We start from the raw sequence: 19484 nt of genomic DNA on the forward strand, positions 1-19484 counted from the left end.
CATTAAGCTACACACGCAAAAATTTAAGGCACCGCAGCATTATTATGAAAACAAATACACAAACACCCCTACTGCCTACATCAACAGCGGGCAGCTTACCTAAACCGTCATGGCTTGCAGAGCCTGAGGCCTTATGGTCGCCTTGGAAATTACAAGGCAAGGAATTAATTGATGGTAAACACGATGCGCTGCGCTTGTCATTGCATGAGCAGCGACAAGCGGGAATTGATATCGTCAGTGATGGCGAGCAAACCCGCCAACACTTTGTGACCACCTTTATCGAGCACTTAACTGGCGTTGACTTTGAAAATCGAAAAACGGTTAAAATACGTGACCGTTATGATGCGAGCGTGCCTACTGTCGTGGGCGCTGTTTCACGTCCTAAATCGGTCTTTGTTGAAGACGCCAAAGTACTACGCCAGCAAACCAATAAAACCATTAAATGGGCCTTACCTGGCCCAATGACCATGATAGATACCCTTTATGACGACCATTACCACAGCCGCGAAAAACTCGCTTGGGAGTTTGCCAAGATACTCAACCAAGAGGCGAAAGAATTAGAAGCAGCAGGGGTTGATATCATCCAATTTGATGAGCCTGCATTTAACGTGTTTTTTGACGAAGTGAATGAATGGGGGATTGCGTGTTTAGAGCGAGCAATCGAAGGCCTAAAATGCGAAACCGCGGTGCATATTTGCTACGGCTATGGCATAAAAGCCAACACAGATTGGAAAAAGACCTTAGGCACAGAGTGGCGCCAATACGAGCAGGCCTTTCCTAAACTGCAGCAGTCTACTATCGATATTATCTCGTTAGAATGTCATAACTCCCATGTGCCCATCGAACTGCTTGAGCTAATACGAGGTAAAAAAGTGATGGTGGGTGCAATTGATGTCGCCACCGACACCATCGAAACACCTGAAGAAGTCGCAGCAACCCTGCGTGAAGCACTCAAATATGTGGATGCCGACAAGCTGTACCCATGTACTAACTGCGGCATGGCGCCTTTATCACGTGATGTCGCAAGAGGAAAATTGAATGCTCTTAGCAAAGGCGCTGCAATGATTAGACAAGAGCTTGCTGCCAACAACTTGAAAAGTGACTAAAGTAAATTAAAGCGGATAAATAAAACAAAGTGCTCAACATGAGCACTTTGTTTTAAATCGACTAAGTAATATAAATAGAAGTTTAAATAATATGCCTTAATAAAAGGCCTAAATAGAAAACCTAAATAGAAACACTATAGAAAAAGCTGCCCCAACATCCGCACACCCGTGAACAGCAATACACAAGCAAAAACCTTCTTAAGCTTGGCTCCATCTAGCTTGGCCCCTAATGATGTCCCAACAGGTGCAAATAATACTGTTAGCGGCACAATGCAGATAAACCCTACCAGATTAACCAAACCCCAAGTGCCAGCTGGCGCATCGCTTGGGGTACTGCCTAATACCAACATAGTGAACGCCGCAGGCAACGAAATAATTAATCCAATCGCTGCAGCCGTACCTACTGCCTTATGAGCTGGGTAGTTATAAAGCGTCAGTAATGGCACCGAAATCGTACCGCCGCCAATGCCTACCATTGAACTGAAAAAGCCAATCGAAGTCCCCATCACCGTTTGCCCAACTTTACCGGGTAACTGATGATAGAGCGCAGTCTTACCCGTTCTCAATAACATATTAAGCGCTGAAAGCACCGCAATAATCCCAAACAATATAGTCAGTATCGTACCGTCAACACGCGTCACCAACCAACTGCCCAGCAACACGCCAATCAGAATAAATCCAGCCCACCGTTTAAGCAGCTCAAAATCGACATTGCCTTTTTGATTGTGAGAACGAATCGAACTTACCGAGGTCGGCACTATGGTCGCCAGCGAAGTGGCAGTAGCAACTAACATTGCTGACTCAGCAGATACGCCAAATCCTTGAAACAAGAAAAACAGCACTGGCACGATAACAATCCCGCCGCCGACACCTAACAAACCCGCTAAAATTCCAGCGAAAACGCCAGTGGCCACCAAGGCCAAAAAGGTTGTTATATTCGCTGTTATAAATTCAATGATACTCATTAATGGCAACTTCTATTTGTTTTCAATTAAGTCGTTATTGATGTTGAACTGGTCATTGTAATTAAACTCAGCTGATTGATGAATTGATTAAATTTCATCAACACATGAGTGGAATTCAACATAAAAACTGCTCTTTCTAGTAAGTGAACAATCAGTAAACTCTCTTCCCCCTCAAGCTGCGGCCTTACATTTGTTACCAGCTTGATACTAAACTACCAGCAAGCTGTTACACCTAAAGTATATAAATTTATATTTCCGTGACACATCTCTCAATGATAAATGAAAGTTTTTCGCTACTAATCCGCGCGTGTGTTAGATCACGCTAATATAAAATGGCAATGAATAGACTTCGCCCTCAAATTTTGTGGAGCGAAAAACCTAGTGATAAACCGAAGAGACATATTAAAAACCATGGGGTTGGGAGTTCTTTTCTCTCAAGTTTCATATAGCGCACTAGCGAATCAAGAAATACCCAATAAACGTTATGCTATGGTCATTGATGTACGACGCTGCAGTGGCTGTAAGTCTTGTGAAGTCTCGTGTGCTATTGAAAACAAGACACCGGAGGGACGAGGGCGCACTTCAGTGAAACAGCTCAGTCTCGATGAAGCAGGCGTTAAAAATAGCGTTAGTATTCCTATGCAATGCAACCAGTGCTCGAATCCGGTTTGTATTGATGCTTGCCCCGTATCTGCCACAGGATCACTCGACAATGGCATTGTTTATATCGACCATGATGAATGCATTAGCTGTCAGCTTTGCACTGAAGCTTGTCCTTATGGTGCACGCATAGCGGACAGCGAATTTCATTTAACACCACAAAAATGTAACTTTTGTTTCCATAGGTTAGAAGCAGGTTTACTTCCTGCATGTGTGGAATCTTGTACAGGATCTGCCCGTATATTTGGTGACTTATCCGATCCTAAAAGCCAGATATCTGAAACCCTCAAATCCAATAAGTTTTATACGATTCTTGCTAATGCAGGAACAGAGCCAAATATCTTTTATATCGGTTTGCCAGAGCAATTGGTAGATCAACAGCTAATCACTATCTCTACCGAACAATGGCAGCGCTAACATGATTGATAAGTCAAAACGAAACTTCTTAAAAGCTGGCGCTATTGCCTCTGCAAGTGCATCTTTAGTTGCTTGCCACCCTAAGCAACCTAAGCCAAAACCCAATAAAATTAATGTGAGTGGTGAAACTCTACCTCCTGAGTATCAAGTAATAGATGGAAAACTTAAGCTTCATAATGATGTCAGAACTGGTTTTGCTCGCTGTTTCGGCTGTTTCGATGGTTGCTCAGTTCGAGTCCGAATTGATAAGAATACCAATGAAGTTCAGCGAGTATCCGGCAATCCATTTTGTCCCAATAACCGCCTAAAGCCTGAACCATTAGAGAGCTCGGTTGAATCAGCATTAATTAACCTGACCAATCAAAACAGTAGCAATAATCGAGCAACAACTTGCGCTCGAGGAACTGCAGCAGGCCAAGCTGTTGATAGCAAACAGCGTATAACTAGCGTGTTAAAGCGTGTTGGTCAGCGAGGAGAACGTCGCTGGGTAAAAATTCCATATGAGCAGGCGATACAAGAAATCCTCAATGGCGGAAACCTGTTTGGTGAAGGCCATGTTGACGGATTACGTGCTATCCATCAGCCAGATAAACTTGCTTGTCCAAGCGATCCATTATTTGGTCCAGCTTCCAAGCAACTGATGCTTTCATACAGTTCCGTATTGAAAGTAAGAACATCATTACTACGCCGATTTTCAGAGCAATATCGAACAACCATCGGACAAAAAGCTGCCTACTGTGGATTATCTCAAGCCATTGGTATTAGTAGAATATTTAAATCAGGCATTTTTACTGGCGCAGCACAAAACCAACCAGATCTAGACTTCTCATCCGGTCCTGACGGATGTAAATTTGCCCTATATGTTGGTAATGCACCTTCAAATTCAGGCAATTCATTAAACCTAATCAGTGCTCAACTTGCAGAAGCTCGAACGCAATACAACTTCGAGTACGTACAGGTTGATCCGATCCTTCGTAATGCAACAATTCATGGCACAGGAGGCAGTTGGCAGCCTATTTTACCCGGTCAAGATACGCCATTTTTGTTCGGTTTAATGCGTCATATTTTTGAGAATGACTTATACAATGTTACACATTTACAAAATGTATCTGATGCAGCTGCCAAAAAGTCAGGGGAGTTACACCATACCAATGCAAGTTACTTAGTTGTGCAGGAACCCACTCACCCTCAATTCAATAAATTTTTGCGTAATAAGCTTGGAGACATCCAAGTATTAGTGAATGGCAAGTTAACCTCTGTCAATAAAACTGATACTGCAGATTTAATGGTTGAACAAGCTGTAACCTTAGATGGCGAGTCGATTAATGTAATGAGTTCGCTGGCTTTATTGCGCCAGCAGGCTTATGCGCACTCGATGAAAGAATATGCCTCTGTAACAGGGATTGCTGAAAGTCGTATTCGACAAATAGCCACTAAACTCACCCAACATGGACGCAGGGCTACGGTTAAGTTAGCCACAGGCGCTAACAGCTCCGATGCCTCAACAAGTGGTTGGTGCGCAGCCATGCTCAATGTATTAATTGGTTGTCATCATGCTAAAGGTGGTGCGACTACACCGAATGGTGGTGTTTCCAGTTTATCAGGGCCCTATGAACTGGCAAAAGTTGAAGGCGGTTACGGCAAAAAAGATCAGGGTGTTTCAATAAACCGTGAAGGTAAATATGAATTATCAGCTGAGTATCAAAACAAATTAACCTCAGGTCAAAACCCGTACCCATCACAAGACCCTTGGAGCGAAGTATTTCCAATGCAAAATGCCGCGGAAATGCTAACGAGCCATGTCAATAAACGACCATATCAATTAAAGGCGTTTATCTCTTGGCGAGCAAATGTATTATATGGCGCCGCAGGTTTACCCACTCAAGTCTTTGATGCGTTTAAGCATCCCCACGGTGAGTATGGTATTCCATTGGTCATTGGTATCGTTGACCAAATTAGTACCACTACTGAATATGCTGATTACCTCATCCCTGACTTTGTACATCTCGAAGAGGTCGCTCTAGAGTCTCATTGGGGCAGTGAGCGCCAAGGAGTCAGCGCATCTGGTCATATGCTTGAATCAAAAATTGATAAAAATGCAGCAGGGCACACCATCTGTATGGAACAATTTTTAATCGATATCTCCAAAGAGCTGAAGCTAAAAGGTTTTGGCGATAAAGCCATTAAAAAACAAGATGGCAATTATGTTGATCTGCATACTGAAGCGCAGTGGTCCGCTTATTCGTTGGCAAATGCTGCAACTTCCCTTAAGAATAAATTGCCTCAAGCAACAGCACGAGATGTAGAGTTATCGGGTATCCCATTTGCAACACGACTGATAAACTCGCATTTGACGCCTGACGAGCAACAATTAGTTGCGAGGTTATTGTCCCGTGGAGGCTATTATGATGACTCTCCCCGCTACGATGGTGACTTTCAAGCTAACAAGCCAAGATTATGCTTAAATCTTTATAATGAAGGTCTTACAGAAGGTATTCATTGCTACACTGGTGAACACCGCAGTGGCGTGCCTATCTATCGCCCTAACCAGTTCTGGAATGGAGATAAATGGCGTGAACACTGGCCAGAGTCAGAATATCCATTAGTGATTAGCTCATACAAACCTACCGCACGTTCTAACTGGTCGGTGTCTTACCATAGAACCACAGAGTTTAGCCCAACTAACTATGTTTATATGCACCAAAACACAGGCTCAAAGCTTGGGTTAACGGATGGTCAGCAAGTCAAAGTGGCATCAGCAATTAATCGACCTGCTTTAGGAACATTAAAATTGGTCGAGGATATGGTTGAAGGAGCCGTATCTGTTGCAATGGGCTTTGGGCATACAGCCTATGGGGCCAATGATATTTGGATTGACGATCAAAAGTTAAAGGGCGATCCGCGCCGAAGTGCAGGTACCGAGGTCAATACCATTTTGCCAAACGACCCGACCCGTGAAGGTTTTGCTCCATTAGTGGATGTCGATACCTATTGTACTTGTCGTCATGGTGTACCCGTTAAAGTCGTAGCGGCTTAATTCAAAGACCCTAGCAATAATACCCCCGATACCGCTAGGCATCGGGGCTTTCAAATTTCATATTATTAATATGGAGATGTTTAAAAGTTTACTTGACCCAAATCACTTCCTACTAGCGACGTAGCACCGCTATCCAGCGGCCAAGATTGAGCAAGCTGGCTAGCGAGCCTGCTACGTAGGTCAGCGCAGCTGCTTTTAAGATCTTCTCCGCATGTTTTAGGTCACCGTCATGCAGGTATTTGCCCTCTTTTAGAATGGGCAGCGCTTTGCCATAACTGGCGTCGAACTCCACTGGCAAGGTCACCAGATGCACAATAGTGCTCAACCCCATCGATAGCACGCCAATCAAAATAGTCAACGCGCCAGCTTGCGGTATACGGGTTAGCATAAAGACCACTGGCGCCGCTAACATCATTATGCCAGCAATACGTTCACCGACCATTGCGGCTCTAGCGAGCTTTTGTCGCGTGATAAACATCGTCTCGCCGCGAGAGTCCTGTAGAGCATGCCCGACCTCGTGGGCAGCGACAGTCACAGCAGTTAGGGAGTAACCGGAATAGTTATCTGGCGTTAGGCGAACAGTCTTAGCGGCGGGATCATAATGATCGCCGTCGGGCGTCTCTTCAACCTTGACGTCATGCAAGCCAAAACGATCTAGAAGATGACGAGCAAGTTCACCACCGCTCCCTTGCTGACGGTAGCGATCAGCAGGCTGCTTAAACTTGTTAATGATGTGATTGACCCACAAACCGGGCAAGAATACGCAGCCTGCAATGACAATAAGTAAAATGATCCATAGCATGAAAACAAGTATGCCATAAACATACATATAACTCTCACGGCTTTTACTCAAAGCCATTAACCGTTACGCAAAGCTATTAGCCGTGGATGCGTGTCATTGCTTGTTAGAAATAAGTAAGAGCAGAGACAGGCGCACTTACTCGATTTTTATGCCCGAAAGAGAAAGTCGTGGCGCTTCGCCCACACCAGACCAAGAGGGAATAACGGCTACTCCCTCTTGGATCTCCTACCCGCTCCGAAGAAGTGTTATTTCCTCACAATTAGAAGTGAATTAACTACCGCCTCAGATGCGCCATCCATGGCTTAACCGAGGCTATGTTGGCATCCATGCCAACCTCACGCTAATTAACTTCATCGTTTCGGACACTTCCGACGGAGACTATTGAGCCTACAATTTCATTTGAACATTCATCATGACTATTCAATCTACTGAGTTAAATTGAAGAACAAATTACTTATGTAGATGCTGCAGTATTTCTAAATCATCCATCAACTAAAAAGCCCTGATACCGTTAGGTATCAGGGCTTTTTAGTTTCATATTTTAATATGGAATTTTGAAAAGTTTACTCTGACCCCAGTTATTTCAGAGACTCAAAGTGATGGAAAGATCAAAGCGATAAAAGCCAATATCGAAGGTGTCGCAGTCATCTCTACCCGCAAGTCCAATAATAATCGCCGACACGACAATAATAGATCAACAAGCGGCATGCTTATCCCTCTTTTAATCATATTAGCCTTCGGCATATTCGGTTTTCAAAAATACAAAGAAATGACCGCAATACCAGTACTAACTAATCAAGATGTTGAACAAATGCAGTTTAAGCCCGTACAAAATTTCCGCTGTGAGGCAGGAAAAACCCACTGTAGCCATATGCGATCGTGTGATGAAGCAATGTATTACAACAAGTACTGCCCTGACACAAAAATGGATGGTAATAACGATGGAGTCCCCAGCGAAAGGCAGTGATGTAACTAATGCCTAAAGGTCAGAATAAAAGTTTACTCTGACCCACCTACTTTACACCTACTTTCACTTACCCCCTACACAGCCAAGATTACGGCTTTGAAAACCAGTTGGTTAGAATGTTGAAGGAGATTAGGATGTTGAAAGAATTTAAGTTGTTCTGGCCTTATATAACGCAACAAGAAAGCTACTCTTACCAAATGCTTTAACGTCATAGTAATTTATAGCTTCTTCTGCAATTTTATTATCAAGTGGCATATGTTCTAGAAAGTTATAACGTTCGATTAATAAGCGGTATTTATAGAAGGTTCCATTCGGATCTGTACACACACAGTTTACCGCAAGTAGCATAGTGACCTCTGTGCTAAGGAATGACCTTAAAATATTTGAATATAGTTTTTCTTCATTCGATACAGGGGTATTAACTAGCTCCTCGACGGTGAACTCTTCACTAATACCACTGCCATGACAGCTAACAGCAATCACCTTCAATAATTGGTATAACATTCTAAAATAATGTCCGCTGATTTCACCGTGGTCATCATGTAACTTTTGTCTTGCTTTTTCTATTGAATTAACTGCACTAGATTTGTAACAACTCTTAAAAATTTTCTTAATGACACTCGCCTGAAGCACCTCACGTATAGTTATTCTCTCATGAAGTTGTTCCAAAACTTTATTATGCAAATTTAGAAGTGAGAAAAAGGTATCTTCGAAACGCTTCTTTTCTTGAGTTTCTACCTGTAATTTCTGAGATTTACTAGAGTCGACCAAAGCTTTTGTCGTATCATTAAGCTCTTTTTTCTGGATAATTACAGATTGTGTAAGCCAATAAAAAGCCAATAAAGCAATTAATGGATTGAGGATGCCTCCAGTAAAATCACCAAATGTCCCCCATGTTCCACTATCCAACGATAGACTATAATCATTAACAAAATAAAACCAAATGAGGTATGACAGAGGAATAGCTGTAATGATTATGGTTGCAAATATGGTACTATTTCTAACTGCTTTTTCTACACGGTCAAAATTCTCAGAGTTATTTGATGACAAAATTAATCCTACTGTTCATTTAGTTTCTCTAAAAAGAATTGTATCTTAAATTATACAGAGCTAACAATCTCAGTTAATAATTGTTTTACTTAGATTATTAGGGTCAGAGTAAACTTTTCAAAAGCTCTTATTACCCTAAACAAAAAGCCCCGATACCGTTAGGTATCGGGGCTTTCTTTATTCGGTTCTAAGCTTTTAGGCTTCAGACCAGCAATGAATTTTGCATTCTTGGCGCAGGATAAATCGAGTTAGAACAAGGCGCTTTACCACGACGTTTAGTACACTAAACGAGTGGTGAAGCAACGCAGTTATCACCGATTTAGACCAGCAAAGAAGCAATAATTACATCATGCCGCCCATTCCACCCATACCACCACCCATACCGCCCATATCTGGCGCTGCTGCGTCTTGTGGAATTTCAGCTACCATTGCTTCAGTTGTGATCATTAGACCTGCAATAGATGCTGCAAACTGTAATGCACTACGGGTTACTTTAGTTGGGTCAAGAATACCCATCTCTAGCATATCGCCGTAGGTGTCGTTACCCGCGTTGTAACCGAAGTTACCTGTGCCGTTTTTAACTGTGTTCGCTACAACTGACGCTTCTTCACCTGCGTTAGTTGCGATTTGGCGAAGTGGCGCTTCCATTGAACGTAGTGCGATGATCACACCGTGTTTTTGGTCTTCGTTGATCACTTCAACTTCAGAGATTTTAGAAGCAACACGTACTAGTGCAACCCCACCTCCAGGAACAACGCCTTCTTCAACGGCTGCGCGAGTTGCGTGTAGTGCATCTTCAACGCGGGCTTTTTTCTCTTTCATTTCAACTTCAGTTGCTGCGCCAACTTTGATAACAGCTACGCCGCCAGCAAGTTTAGCCATACGCTCTTGAAGTTTTTCTTTGTCGTAATCAGATGTTGATTCTTCAACTTGAATCTTGATTTGCGATACACGACCAGAGATTTGCGCTTGCTCGCCGTTACCATCGATGATGGTTGCGTTATCTTTAGTGATAACTACGCGCTTAGCAGTACCTAAATCTTCTAATGTCGCTTTTTCAATCTCTAGACCGATTTCTTCAGCGATAACAGTACCGCCAGTTAAGATAGCGATGTCTTGTAGCATTGCTTTACGACGGTCACCAAAGCCAGGTGCTTTAACAGCTGCCACTTTAACGATACCGCGCATGTTGTTCACAACTAATGTTGCTAATGCTTCGCCTTCAACGTCTTCTGCAACGATAAGCAATGGCTTACCTGTTTTCGCTAACGCTTCTAGGATTGGTAATAATTCACGGATGTTAGAGATTTTCTTATCAACTAATAAGATGAATGGAGAATCTAACTCAACGCTGCCTGTTTCTGGCTTGTTGATGAAGTATGGTGATAGGTAACCACGGTCAAACTGCATACCTTCAACAACATCTAATTCGTTTTCTAGGGCTTGGCCTTCTTCAACAGTGATAACGCCTTCTTTACCAACACGCTCCATTGCTGTCGCAATGATTTCGCCGATTGATTCGTCAGAGTTAGCTGAGATAGTACCAACTTGTGCAATCGCTTTTGAATCTGAACACTCTTGAGAAAGTGCTTTAAGTTCAGCAACCGCTGCGATAACCGCTTTGTCGATACCGCGCTTAAGATCCATTGGGTTCATGCCAGCTGCAACCGCTTTAAGACCTTCAGTTACGATTGATTGTGCAAGAACAGTAGCGGTAGTCGTACCGTCACCAGCAGCGTCATTGGCTTTAGAAGCGACTTCTTTCACCATTTGAGCGCCCATGTTTTCGAACTTATCTTCTAGTTCGATTTCTTTGGCAACTGAAACACCATCTTTAGTAATTAGTGGTGCGCCAAAGCTTTTGTCTAAAACAACGTTACGACCTTTAGGGCCTAACGTTACTTTAACTGCGTTAGCGAGAATGTTTACGCCCTCTAGCATTTTAACGCGAGCGTCACTGCCAAATTTAACTTCTTTTGCTGACATTTGTCTGTTCCTTAAAATTTGAGATGTTTGAAAGCGAGTTAATAACGAGGATTAACCTACAACTGCCATTAAGTCTGATTCTGATAGGATAAGTACTTCTTCACCATCAATCTTTTCTTTCTTCACGCCGTAACCTTCATTGAAAATCACTACGTCGCCAACTTGTACGTCAAGTGCTTTAACAGTACCGTTCTCTAAAATACGACCATTGCCCACAGCAAGGATTTCACCACGTGTAGAAACTTCTGCAGCGCTACCTGTTAATACGATGCCACCAGCTGAAGTTGATTCTACTTCTAAACGCTTAACGATTACGCGGTCATGTAACGGACGAATATTCATCTACGGACTCTCCTAATGATTGCTGCCCACAAACGAGGCGATTAAAACAAATGATAAGGGCAATACTCCCTTTGATGTTTGATATATGGGGGTCGATGCTCACAGTTCCAAGGGGTTTAATAAAAAAACTGCGATTTTTTTGTAAAAATTGTAGCTAGTATTTATTAAACCATAATAAATACTGATAGAATTTGTCTCCCGTTGTCGTGTTAAGTCCAAATTGATGAATGATAAACATGGGTTGCTAAGTGCGCCGATTGGCCGCGTGCTATTAAATATGAGCCTCCCAAACCTTATCGGTATCCTCACCATTTATGGTGGCAGCCTCATAGATACATTTTTCATCAGTCAGTTAGGTACTGATGCGCTTGCTGCTGTCAGTTTTACTTTCCCTGTCGCCATTGTGTTTGCCAGCATTGCCATTGGTATTGGCGCGGCCACGTCGACAAACCTTTCTCGACTTATCGGTGCAGGCAACACCTCCAAAGCCAAAAGTTTCTTATTTGATGCCATGCTGCTGACATTTATCTTAATCAGTATATTGGTCTCGATTGGCATTATGGCAATTGACCCACTGTTTAATTTGATGGGTGCAAACGAGAAGAGCTTACCGCTGATCCACGACTATATGTTGATATGGTTTTGCAGTGCGCCATTATTAGTCCTGCTGATGGTAGGCAACCAAGGCATTCGTGCAACAGGCGACACTCGCTCACCGGCAATTATTATGGCGGTAGCAGCAATAATTAACTTAATTCTCGACCCATTATTAATTTTTGGTTTAGGGCCTTTTCCCCGACTTGAGATTCAAGGGGCTGCAATTGCGACTTTAGTTTCGTGGGTGGTGGCTTTTACCGTTTCGGGTTACATCCTCATTTATAAAAAGCGCATCTTGGAGTTAATGACCCTTTGCCGAGTTCGTATTACTGCAAATTGGAAAAAGCTTGGTCATATTGCTCGCCCTGCCGCGTTAATGAATATGCTAAACCCTATCGCCAATGGCGTTATTTTAGCGATGCTCGCCCGTGCAGACCAAGCAGCTGTCGCCGCTTTTGGCGCCGGTATTCGCCTTGAAACATTATTTCTGGTGGTGATTATGGCGCTAACTTCAAGTTTAATGCCCTTTGTTGGTCAAAATCTTGGAGCTGGCCAACCTCAACGCGCTAAAGATGGCATGATGCTGGCTTTTCGCTTTGCGTTAGTGTTTCAAACCTTGCTGTATATCCCAATTTTCTTCAGCGGTCATGCTATTGCAGAGTTGTTCAGCCAAGATCCTGCGGTCATTGATTACCTCAGCTTTTATATTCAAGTTTTACCTGCTGCATACGGCCCTTTAGCCATCGTGATTATGTTTGCGACTTGCCTAAATGCTTACCACCGCCCAATGAAATCATTAGTAATTAACCTAGTGCGCTTATTTGCTTTAATGCTGCCTTTAGCGGCTATAGGCTTATATTTAGGTGGCGTTAAGGGCTTACTGATTGCACTGCCTGTGACTAATACCATTATGGGTATAGCTTGTTATGTTATGGCCAGTAAAATCACTGAACCCGACTCAGCCCATTTGCATTACAACAATGACGAAATCAATAGTTCTCCCGACTCTACGCTATAGTGTTATCAAAATAATTTAATCAAGATTACTTTGTGAAGATTGCTTTTATGAAGTTAGCTTCAAGAAATAGCTTTGCAAAGAAGCTTTCGTCGAGATCATGATTAAGCTTAATTCATCAGCTATTGCAGCATTGGGCAATTAGTGGTGTATTGATTTAACGGCTCTATTGAAGAGTAAGCTAATTCGGCAAACAAGTAGGCCCTAATATCGCCAAGGAAAGTTCATGAGTAAATCGGTTAATGCTGCGCTGTTAAACGCTTTTGTATGCCCAGGAACGGGCCATTTATATTTAGGTAAAAAAGCCATTGGTTGGGGCATTATCGCGGCCAGTTTTGTGAGCCTATGTGTAATGATGACAGTAATAATAAAACGTGCTCAAGCCATTGCTGATGAGATCGTTGCTGGTAACATTCCGCTGGATTTTTATAGTATTTACGCTGCCGTGCACGACAGTGTCACCAACAACTTACCCCAATCGTTAAACTTAGCCCTGTGGGTTTTATTAGCTTGCTGGGTTGGCGGCACGATTAGCGCATTCTGGATGGGAAAAAAAATGGATGACGCTGCTAAGCAGTAGTTTGTTAATAATAAAGAATCGTTTAATCATTTTTTAAAACCATAGCTTACCAAAAACGCTCAATAAAAAGCCGCTTAAGTTATATACTCAAGCGGCTTTTTGTATTCAATTTACATCTTAACGTGTGTGGGTTTTATCCGTATCATTACTGTTATCTGAACTAGCAGGCTCTTTATTACTAGCAGTCTCGCTCGCAGCTTTACTTGAAGATTCTGCACCTTTATCTGTATCAGACTCTTTCGCTGGCGTAATGTCTTTTACTTCCACTTGATGAGTTTCAGGCGTTAGGTCATTAGGATCAAACTTACGCTCAAAATCACCATCAAAGGTATTACCGTCTTGCCCACCAAATGGGCCTTGATTACCAAAAGGGCTTTGGCCTGCTTGACCTTGGAAACCACCTTTAAATCCGCCACCAGCAACCACTCGCATTTGCATACGTTTAAATATATAGCTGGCGATCGGTGAACGGGTGAATGGAGTTAATAACAACAAACCAATAAAATCAGTCACAAAACCTGGGAATAATAATAATAAACCCGCTGCCGCTAACATCATGCCTTCGACAATTTCTTTACCCGGTGCTTCACCACGTTCAAGCTTAGATTGCACCGACATTAAGGTGCTTAACCCTTGGCTGCGAACCAGCGATACACCGACAATAGCGGTAAGAAAAACTAGCGCAACAGTATTCAATGGGCCAAACACATCCCCTACTGAAATCAACACTGATAACTCAATAGCAGGAACAAGAATAAAAACTAAAAATAAAACTAACAGCATGTTGGCCTCAATTATTTCATTGGGTATGAACAATATATGGGGGTAATCGGGTCTTAATTCAAGACGCATCAAAATTATCGTTAATCACAACTGGATTACGCGACTCACAACGCTAATGTAATTTGCTATTGTACTGAACAAAAGTGAGATACATTAGCGAATTATGATTAAATTCAAAAAGCATTGGCATTAATCCATTTTAGGTGATTAAGCTTAAGCTAACTTTAAGATAAACCAAGGATGATAGACTCCCTATGTCAGCAAGCTATTTATTAGTTATAACAACTTGTCCAGATATCGCCAGTGCTAAAAAGCTCGCCACGGCATTAGTCACTGCGAAAGTTGCCGCTTGTGTGCAACTGTATCCGCAAATTGAGTCAGTTTATATTTGGGAAGGTGAAGTTTGTCATAGTAGTGAAGTCGCGATGCACATAAAATGCATGGCAGATAATTATGATGTAATAGAAAAAATAGTGATCGATTTGCATCCCTATGAAGTACCAGAATTAATCGCTACGCCTATTACTCAAGGCTTGCCAAATTATTTACATTGGATAAAAGAAACCTCTCAATCATGAAAAAAATATTTACGTTTTTATTGACCAGTTTACTTCTGCTATCCCCGTTAGCACACAGTGAAGACATTTTTAGCAACAACAAGAAGTTCAGCTTCCTTCAGGATGAACCTGAATTAATGCCTGTTGAGCAAGCGTTTGTTTTTGATTACAAGCAAGACGGTAATCGAGTGGCAATTAACTTTGTTATCGCTGAAGGCTATTACCTGTACCGTGACAAACTCACCTTTAGTGCTGATGGTGCCGTTATTGGTGATATCGCGCTGCCCAAAGGTAAGATGCACGACGATGAGTACTTTGGCGAACAAGAAGTTTATTACACGTTTGTTGAACTGCCATTAGCGCTAAAAGAGGCCGCTGCGGGCTCAAAAGTGCAAGTTACTTTTATGGGCTGTGCTGAAGGTAAACTGTGTTATCCGCCAACCAAGCGTGACGTAGACCTTGAAGCGGTTGCTGCCAATGATGGCAAACTGGCTAAAAAGAAAGCCATTATTGGCGATGCACCTAAAAAAGCTGACACCAGCTCACAGGACTATTCAGCGGCCAGTAATCAAGCTGATGCACAAGCTCCTATTACCCAACAAGACAGCTTAAGCCAAATGCTGGCTAACGATAGTCTAATGTGGACCTTAATCATCTTCTTTGGTTTAGGTATTGGTTTAGCACTAACCCCTTGTGTATTCCCAATGTATCCAATCTTGTCAGGCATAATTGTGGGCCAAGGCAAGCAGCTATCGACAGCCAAAGCATTCACTTTGTCGATGGCTTATGTACAAGGTATGGCTATTACCTATTCGCTATTAGGCTTAGTGGTCGCATCGGCAGGACTTAAGTTCCAAGCTGCACTGCAACACCCTGCAATTTTGATTTTCTTAGCAGTGATGTTTGTCCTATTAAGCTTATCGATGTTCGGTCTTTACGAGTTACGTCTGCCGGGTAAATGGCAAGATAAGATGAATAATCTGTCGAATAACCAAAAAGGTGGCAACCTGATTGGTGTATTCTTCATGGGAGTGATTTCAGGCTTAGTTGCTTCACCGTGTACTACCGCTCCTTTGTCTGGTGCATTGATTTACGTGGCGCAAAGCGGTGACTTACTGCAAGGCTTCTTAGCACTTTACGTATTAAGCATGGGCATGGGTGTACCGCTACTCATTATAGGTACATCAGGCGGTAAGTTATTACCACGTGCAGGCGCTTGGATGGATATCATTAAGACCATTTTCGGCTTCTTACTGATTTCAGTGTCTATCGTGATGATCGATCGGATCTGGCCTGGGGTTGTCTCTGACGTATTATGGTCAATTTGGGGAATTAGCTTGACCGGTTACTTAATGCATCAGAATAAACTGTCTGAATTTAACTGGAAGCAAACCACTCGCGGCGTGTTGCTGATGCTAACCTTGCTGGCTAGCTTCTCTTATGGTTTTCAAGCTGTAATGTCGGCAATGGGATTACAAGCACCATCAATGAGCAACGAAATCGCACAAACAGCCCAAGTAAAAAAGGTAGAATTTAAACTGATTAAGTCGGTGGAAGATTTAGAGCTTGAGTTAGATAAAGCCAGCGTAAGCGGTAAAAATGTCATGCTAGATTTATACGCAGACTGGTGCGTAGCTTGTAAAGAGTTTGAGCACATCACCTTTAAAGACCCTGCGGTGGTTGAACGTTTAGATCAAATGATTCTACTCAAAGCTGACTTAACTAAAACCGACGCAATTGATATTGAGTTGATGGAACATTTCAGTGTTTTAGGCTTGCCTGCACTTATCATGTTCGATAAAAACGGTGTTCAACGTGAAGACATGCGAGTAACGGGCTTTATGAAGCCTAAACCTTTTGCTGATCACTTGGATTTATTACTCGAAAAGTAAAATCGCAAAAGCATAACACACTGAAAAAAGACCAATTAAATTTTTATTTGGTCTTTTTTTTATTTTATAATGACTTTTTAATATCAAGTTAATTTATTTCTTATACAATCTACTTACCTACAACCTGTTTTCAACAATTAGAATAAAGGCATTATGGAACCAGCAATTTTCATTATCACCCTAGTCTGCGGCATGCTCGTTAGCCGAGTAGGACTTCCTCCGCTCATCGGATATTTAGCGGCCGGCTTCTTACTGTTTATCTTTGGTGTGCAAGATGAGAGCGTTCCATTATTGCAAGAGCTAGCTGACTTAGGCGTCATGCTATTACTATTCGCTATTGGCTTAAAACTCGATGTAAAAAGTCTGCTTAAATCTGAAGTCTGGGCCAGTTCCAGTCTTCACTTAGTCGGGTCTATTTTATTCTTTTTACCCATACTCAAGCTATTAGGTTTAGTCGGTTTAGATAGACTGATTGATCTTGAAATGAACCAGCTACTGTTGCTGAGTTTTGCGTTAAGTTTCTCCAGTACCGTATTTGCCGTTAAAGTCTTGGATGAGAATGGTGATGGTCAGGCACTTTATGGTCGCATCGCTATTGGTATCTTAATTATGCAAGATATCTTCGCAGTACTGTTCTTAACCATTTCTAAAGGTGAATTCCCCTCTGTTTATGCCTTAGGTTTATTGTTACTGCCCTTATTAAAGCCTGTGATTTATAAAGTGTTTGATCGAGTAGGTCATGGCGAAATGCTGATTTTGTTTGGCCTTGCTATGGCGCTAGTCATGGGCGCTTGGGTATTTGAAGCTGTGGGCTTAAAACCTGATTTAGGCGCGTTGATCATGGGAGTTTTACTCGCTGGTCATGCAAAGTCCTCTGAGCTTGCTAAATCGATTTATTACTTTAAAGAACTGTTCTTAGTCGCCTTCTTCTTAACCATTGGCTTAAATGGTTTACCGACAATTGAGGATGTTGGCTTAGCAGGCTTATTAGTCCTGTTAATGCCGTTTAAAGTGTTACTGTTTTTCTTCATTCTGACTCGCTTTAAACTGCGCGCACGTACCTCGTTGTTCGCCTCGTTTAACTTAGGTAACTACAGCGAATTCGGTCTGATTGTCGCCGCCGTTGCCGCGCAAAAAGGCTGGTTACCGGCAGAGTGGCTCATTATTTTAGCAGTCGCATTAAGTATTAGTTTCTTAATCGCTGCGCCATTAAATGCCAGTGTGAATCGCTTATATCAAAAATTCCACGACACCTTCACCACACTGGAAAGGCACCCACTTCATCCTGAAGATAGACAAATACCTGTGGGTAGCCCTCGCTTCTTAATTTTAGGGATGGGACGAATTGGTTCGGGAGCCTATGATGAGCTTCGTGGTAAGTACAGTGGTGAAATTTTAGGGATTGAACACAAGCAAGATTTAGTCGACTTCCACCGCCAAGAAGGCCGTAATGTCGTACAAGGCGATGCCAGCGATACCGACTTTTGGGAAAAGCTTGAACGTGCACCAAGCCTTGAACTAGTGCTACTGGCTATGCCGCATCATGTCGGTAATATGTTTGCGGTAGAGCAATTAAAAAAGCTCGAATATAAAGGTAAAATCAGCGCAATTGTGCAGTACTCTGAAGATGCACAATCACTTAAAGAGCAAGGTGTGAACAGTGTTTACAACTTGTATGAAGCAGCCGGCGCTGGTTTTGTTGATAACGTGATTCATGAGTTACTTGAGCCCTCATCTGATAATGATACTGAGGCCGATAAAGCCAGTGCGTCACCAGAAATAACTCAGACCTTGAGTAAACCTTAACAGCATAGTTAGCCATTCAATCAGCGTCTTATGATTTCATAAGGCGCTTTTTTATGCTTGAATCAAATCAGCGGTACTGTATTTATAGGAAGCACAAAATTAAATGAGGAATTATGGACATTAGCTGGCTAGCAATGAGTGTATTCATGCTGGTGCTTATCGCGCCACTGGCAATTAACCGCTACTTTCATTTACACCTTGGTAAAGATATTGCCGTTGCCGTACTGCGCATGACGGTGCAAATGGTATTAATTGGCCTTTATCTTAAATTCCTGTTCCACCTCGAAAGCCTTTGGGTAAACTTAATCTGGCTGTTGGTGATGTTATTGGTCGGTGCAAGCGCAATAATTAATAAAGCGAAACTCCCCAAATGGGCAATGATGCTGCCTGTTATCGGAGGCTTATTGCTAGGACTTGTGCCAATACTACTGATAATGATGTTATTTCTGTTTCAACCTACGCCAATTTATAGCACCCAATTTTTAATCCCGACTGCGGGCATGCTGCTGGGTAATAGCCTCAGTGGTAACATTATTGCGCTACAACGTTTATTTTCAGCCTTTGAAGAAAAGCAGCCGCAATATCATGGTGCATTGGCTTTAGGTGCGAGTCCCAAACAAGCGTCGGAGCCGTTTGTTCGACATGCTATGCAGCAATCATTTGCGCCTATTCTTGCTTCAATGACCACCACAGGACTGGTGAGTTTGCCTGGGATGATGACAGGTCAAATATTAGGTGGCGTTGATCCTATTATTGCCGTGAAATATCAAATCATTATTCTCATTGCTATCTTTGCCACCTTAACGATTTCAGTTGCCAGCGCAATTCAGTTAACCATTAATCAATTGCTAAACCACAGCGGAAAGTTGCGATTTAATGCTGCCGATCTTTAATGCTCATTGGATATAGTTCTGACTAAGCG

General features: G+C 42.4%; 16 protein-coding genes. 10 read left to right on the plus strand and 6 right to left on the minus strand.

From position 1 onward, the window contains the following. Positions 1-44 precede the first annotated feature (44 nt). Positions 45-1106 (plus strand): methionine synthase, encoded by a 1062-nt coding sequence (locus tag QPX86_RS17940; protein ID WP_285163415.1) that lies wholly within the window; start codon positions 45-47, stop codon positions 1104-1106. Between the two features lie 134 nt (positions 1107-1240). Here QPX86_RS17940 and QPX86_RS17945 read toward each other — a convergent pair whose 3' ends face one another. Continuing rightward, positions 1241-2071, minus strand: coding sequence for a sulfite exporter TauE/SafE family protein (locus QPX86_RS17945; protein WP_285163416.1), 831 nt, complete (start codon positions 2069-2071; stop codon positions 1241-1243). 381 nt (positions 2072-2452) lie between these two features. Between QPX86_RS17945 and QPX86_RS17950 the strand changes: the two genes are divergently transcribed. Then, the gene (locus QPX86_RS17950) at positions 2453-3148 is read left to right on the plus strand and encodes a 4Fe-4S dicluster domain-containing protein (protein WP_285163417.1); all 696 of its coding nucleotides are present in this window, start codon (positions 2453-2455) and stop codon (positions 3146-3148) included. A gap of 1 nt (position 3149) precedes the next feature. Continuing rightward, complete coding sequence (locus QPX86_RS17955) at positions 3150-6185, plus strand: molybdopterin dinucleotide binding domain-containing protein (protein ID WP_285163418.1); 3036 nt, start codon at positions 3150-3152, stop codon at positions 6183-6185. Between the two features lie 112 nt (positions 6186-6297). Here the strand turns inward: QPX86_RS17955 and QPX86_RS17960 are convergent, their stop codons facing one another. Then, positions 6298-7038, minus strand: coding sequence for a zinc metallopeptidase (locus QPX86_RS17960; protein WP_285163419.1), 741 nt, complete (start codon positions 7036-7038; stop codon positions 6298-6300). A gap of 760 nt (positions 7039-7798) precedes the next feature. Between QPX86_RS17960 and QPX86_RS20680 the strand changes: the two genes are divergently transcribed. Then, positions 7799-7954 carry an excalibur calcium-binding domain-containing protein gene (locus QPX86_RS20680; RefSeq protein ID WP_407696637.1) on the plus strand — a complete coding sequence of 52 codons (156 nt, stop codon included), beginning with the start codon at positions 7799-7801 and terminating at the stop codon, positions 7952-7954. Between the two features lie 147 nt (positions 7955-8101). Here the strand turns inward: QPX86_RS20680 and QPX86_RS17970 are convergent, their stop codons facing one another. From QPX86_RS17970 to QPX86_RS17980, 3 genes are all read right to left on the minus strand, one after another. Next, entirely contained in the window at positions 8102-9004 is a 903-nt protein-coding gene (locus QPX86_RS17970) for a putative phage abortive infection protein (RefSeq protein WP_285163420.1), read from the minus strand. Positions 9005-9346: 342 nt separating this feature from the next. Then, the gene (gene groL / locus QPX86_RS17975; protein ID WP_285163421.1) at positions 9347-10990 is read right to left on the minus strand and encodes a chaperonin GroEL; all 1644 of its coding nucleotides are present in this window, start codon (positions 10988-10990) and stop codon (positions 9347-9349) included. Between the two features lie 51 nt (positions 10991-11041). Then, entirely contained in the window at positions 11042-11332 is a 291-nt protein-coding gene (locus QPX86_RS17980; RefSeq protein ID WP_220754134.1) for a co-chaperone GroES, read from the minus strand. Positions 11333-11555: 223 nt separating this feature from the next. On the opposite strand from QPX86_RS17980, the gene QPX86_RS17985 reads away from it, so the two are divergent. Both QPX86_RS17985 and QPX86_RS17990 read left to right on the plus strand, forming a co-directional pair. After that, positions 11556-12947, plus strand: coding sequence for an MATE family efflux transporter (locus QPX86_RS17985; RefSeq protein ID WP_220754133.1), 1392 nt, complete (start codon positions 11556-11558; stop codon positions 12945-12947). Between the two features lie 223 nt (positions 12948-13170). Continuing rightward, the gene (locus tag QPX86_RS17990) at positions 13171-13524 is read left to right on the plus strand and encodes a hypothetical protein (protein WP_285163422.1); all 354 of its coding nucleotides are present in this window, start codon (positions 13171-13173) and stop codon (positions 13522-13524) included. Between the two features lie 117 nt (positions 13525-13641). Here QPX86_RS17990 and QPX86_RS17995 read toward each other — a convergent pair whose 3' ends face one another. Next, the gene (locus tag QPX86_RS17995) at positions 13642-14307 is read right to left on the minus strand and encodes an FxsA family protein (RefSeq protein WP_285163423.1); all 666 of its coding nucleotides are present in this window, start codon (positions 14305-14307) and stop codon (positions 13642-13644) included. Between the two features lie 254 nt (positions 14308-14561). Between QPX86_RS17995 and cutA the strand changes: the two genes are divergently transcribed. The 4 genes from cutA to QPX86_RS18015 all read left to right on the plus strand — a co-directional run bounded on the left by cutA (position 14562) and on the right by QPX86_RS18015 (position 19455). Continuing rightward, positions 14562-14885: a divalent-cation tolerance protein CutA gene (gene cutA, locus QPX86_RS18000; RefSeq protein WP_220754130.1), complete on the plus strand. Its 324-nt coding sequence runs from the start codon at positions 14562-14564 to the stop codon at positions 14883-14885. Further along, the gene (locus QPX86_RS18005; RefSeq protein ID WP_285163424.1) at positions 14882-16756 is read left to right on the plus strand and encodes a protein-disulfide reductase DsbD; all 1875 of its coding nucleotides are present in this window, start codon (positions 14882-14884) and stop codon (positions 16754-16756) included. The genes cutA and QPX86_RS18005 overlap by 4 nt, the downstream gene beginning before the upstream one ends. A gap of 153 nt (positions 16757-16909) precedes the next feature. Continuing rightward, positions 16910-18562: a cation:proton antiporter family protein gene (locus tag QPX86_RS18010; protein ID WP_220754128.1), complete on the plus strand. Its 1653-nt coding sequence runs from the start codon at positions 16910-16912 to the stop codon at positions 18560-18562. 113 nt (positions 18563-18675) lie between these two features. Then, positions 18676-19455, plus strand: a complete 780-nt coding sequence (locus QPX86_RS18015; protein WP_285163425.1) for an ABC transporter permease — start codon at positions 18676-18678, stop codon at positions 19453-19455. The last annotated feature ends 29 nt before the right edge of the window (positions 19456-19484 follow it).

It is taken from the genome of Shewanella goraebulensis (assembly GCF_030252245.1).
GTDB classification, from domain to species: domain Bacteria; phylum Pseudomonadota; class Gammaproteobacteria; order Enterobacterales; family Shewanellaceae; genus Shewanella; species Shewanella goraebulensis.

Coding starts and splice junctions, on each gene's coding strand:
- QPX86_RS20680 (WP_407696637.1), top strand. CDS start 7,799: ATGCAGTTTAAGCCCGTACAAAATTTCCGCTGTGAGGCAGGAAAAACC.
- QPX86_RS17955 (WP_285163418.1), top strand. CDS start 3,150: ATGATTGATAAGTCAAAACGAAACTTCTTAAAAGCTGGCGCTATTGCC.
- QPX86_RS17980 (WP_220754134.1), bottom strand. CDS start 11,332: ATGAATATTCGTCCGTTACATGACCGCGTAATCGTTAAGCGTTTAGAA.
- cutA (WP_220754130.1), top strand. CDS start 14,562: ATGTCAGCAAGCTATTTATTAGTTATAACAACTTGTCCAGATATCGCC.
- groL (WP_285163421.1), bottom strand. CDS start 10,990: ATGTCAGCAAAAGAAGTTAAATTTGGCAGTGACGCTCGCGTTAAAATG.
- QPX86_RS17940 (WP_285163415.1), top strand. CDS start 45: ATGAAAACAAATACACAAACACCCCTACTGCCTACATCAACAGCGGGC.
- QPX86_RS18015 (WP_285163425.1), top strand. CDS start 18,676: ATGGACATTAGCTGGCTAGCAATGAGTGTATTCATGCTGGTGCTTATC.
- QPX86_RS18010 (WP_220754128.1), top strand. CDS start 16,910: ATGGAACCAGCAATTTTCATTATCACCCTAGTCTGCGGCATGCTCGTT.
- QPX86_RS17945 (WP_285163416.1), bottom strand. CDS start 2,071: ATGAGTATCATTGAATTTATAACAGCGAATATAACAACCTTTTTGGCC.
- QPX86_RS17990 (WP_285163422.1), top strand. CDS start 13,171: ATGAGTAAATCGGTTAATGCTGCGCTGTTAAACGCTTTTGTATGCCCA.
- QPX86_RS17985 (WP_220754133.1), top strand. CDS start 11,556: ATGAATGATAAACATGGGTTGCTAAGTGCGCCGATTGGCCGCGTGCTA.
- QPX86_RS18005 (WP_285163424.1), top strand. CDS start 14,882: ATGAAAAAAATATTTACGTTTTTATTGACCAGTTTACTTCTGCTATCC.
- QPX86_RS17995 (WP_285163423.1), bottom strand. CDS start 14,307: ATGCTGTTAGTTTTATTTTTAGTTTTTATTCTTGTTCCTGCTATTGAG.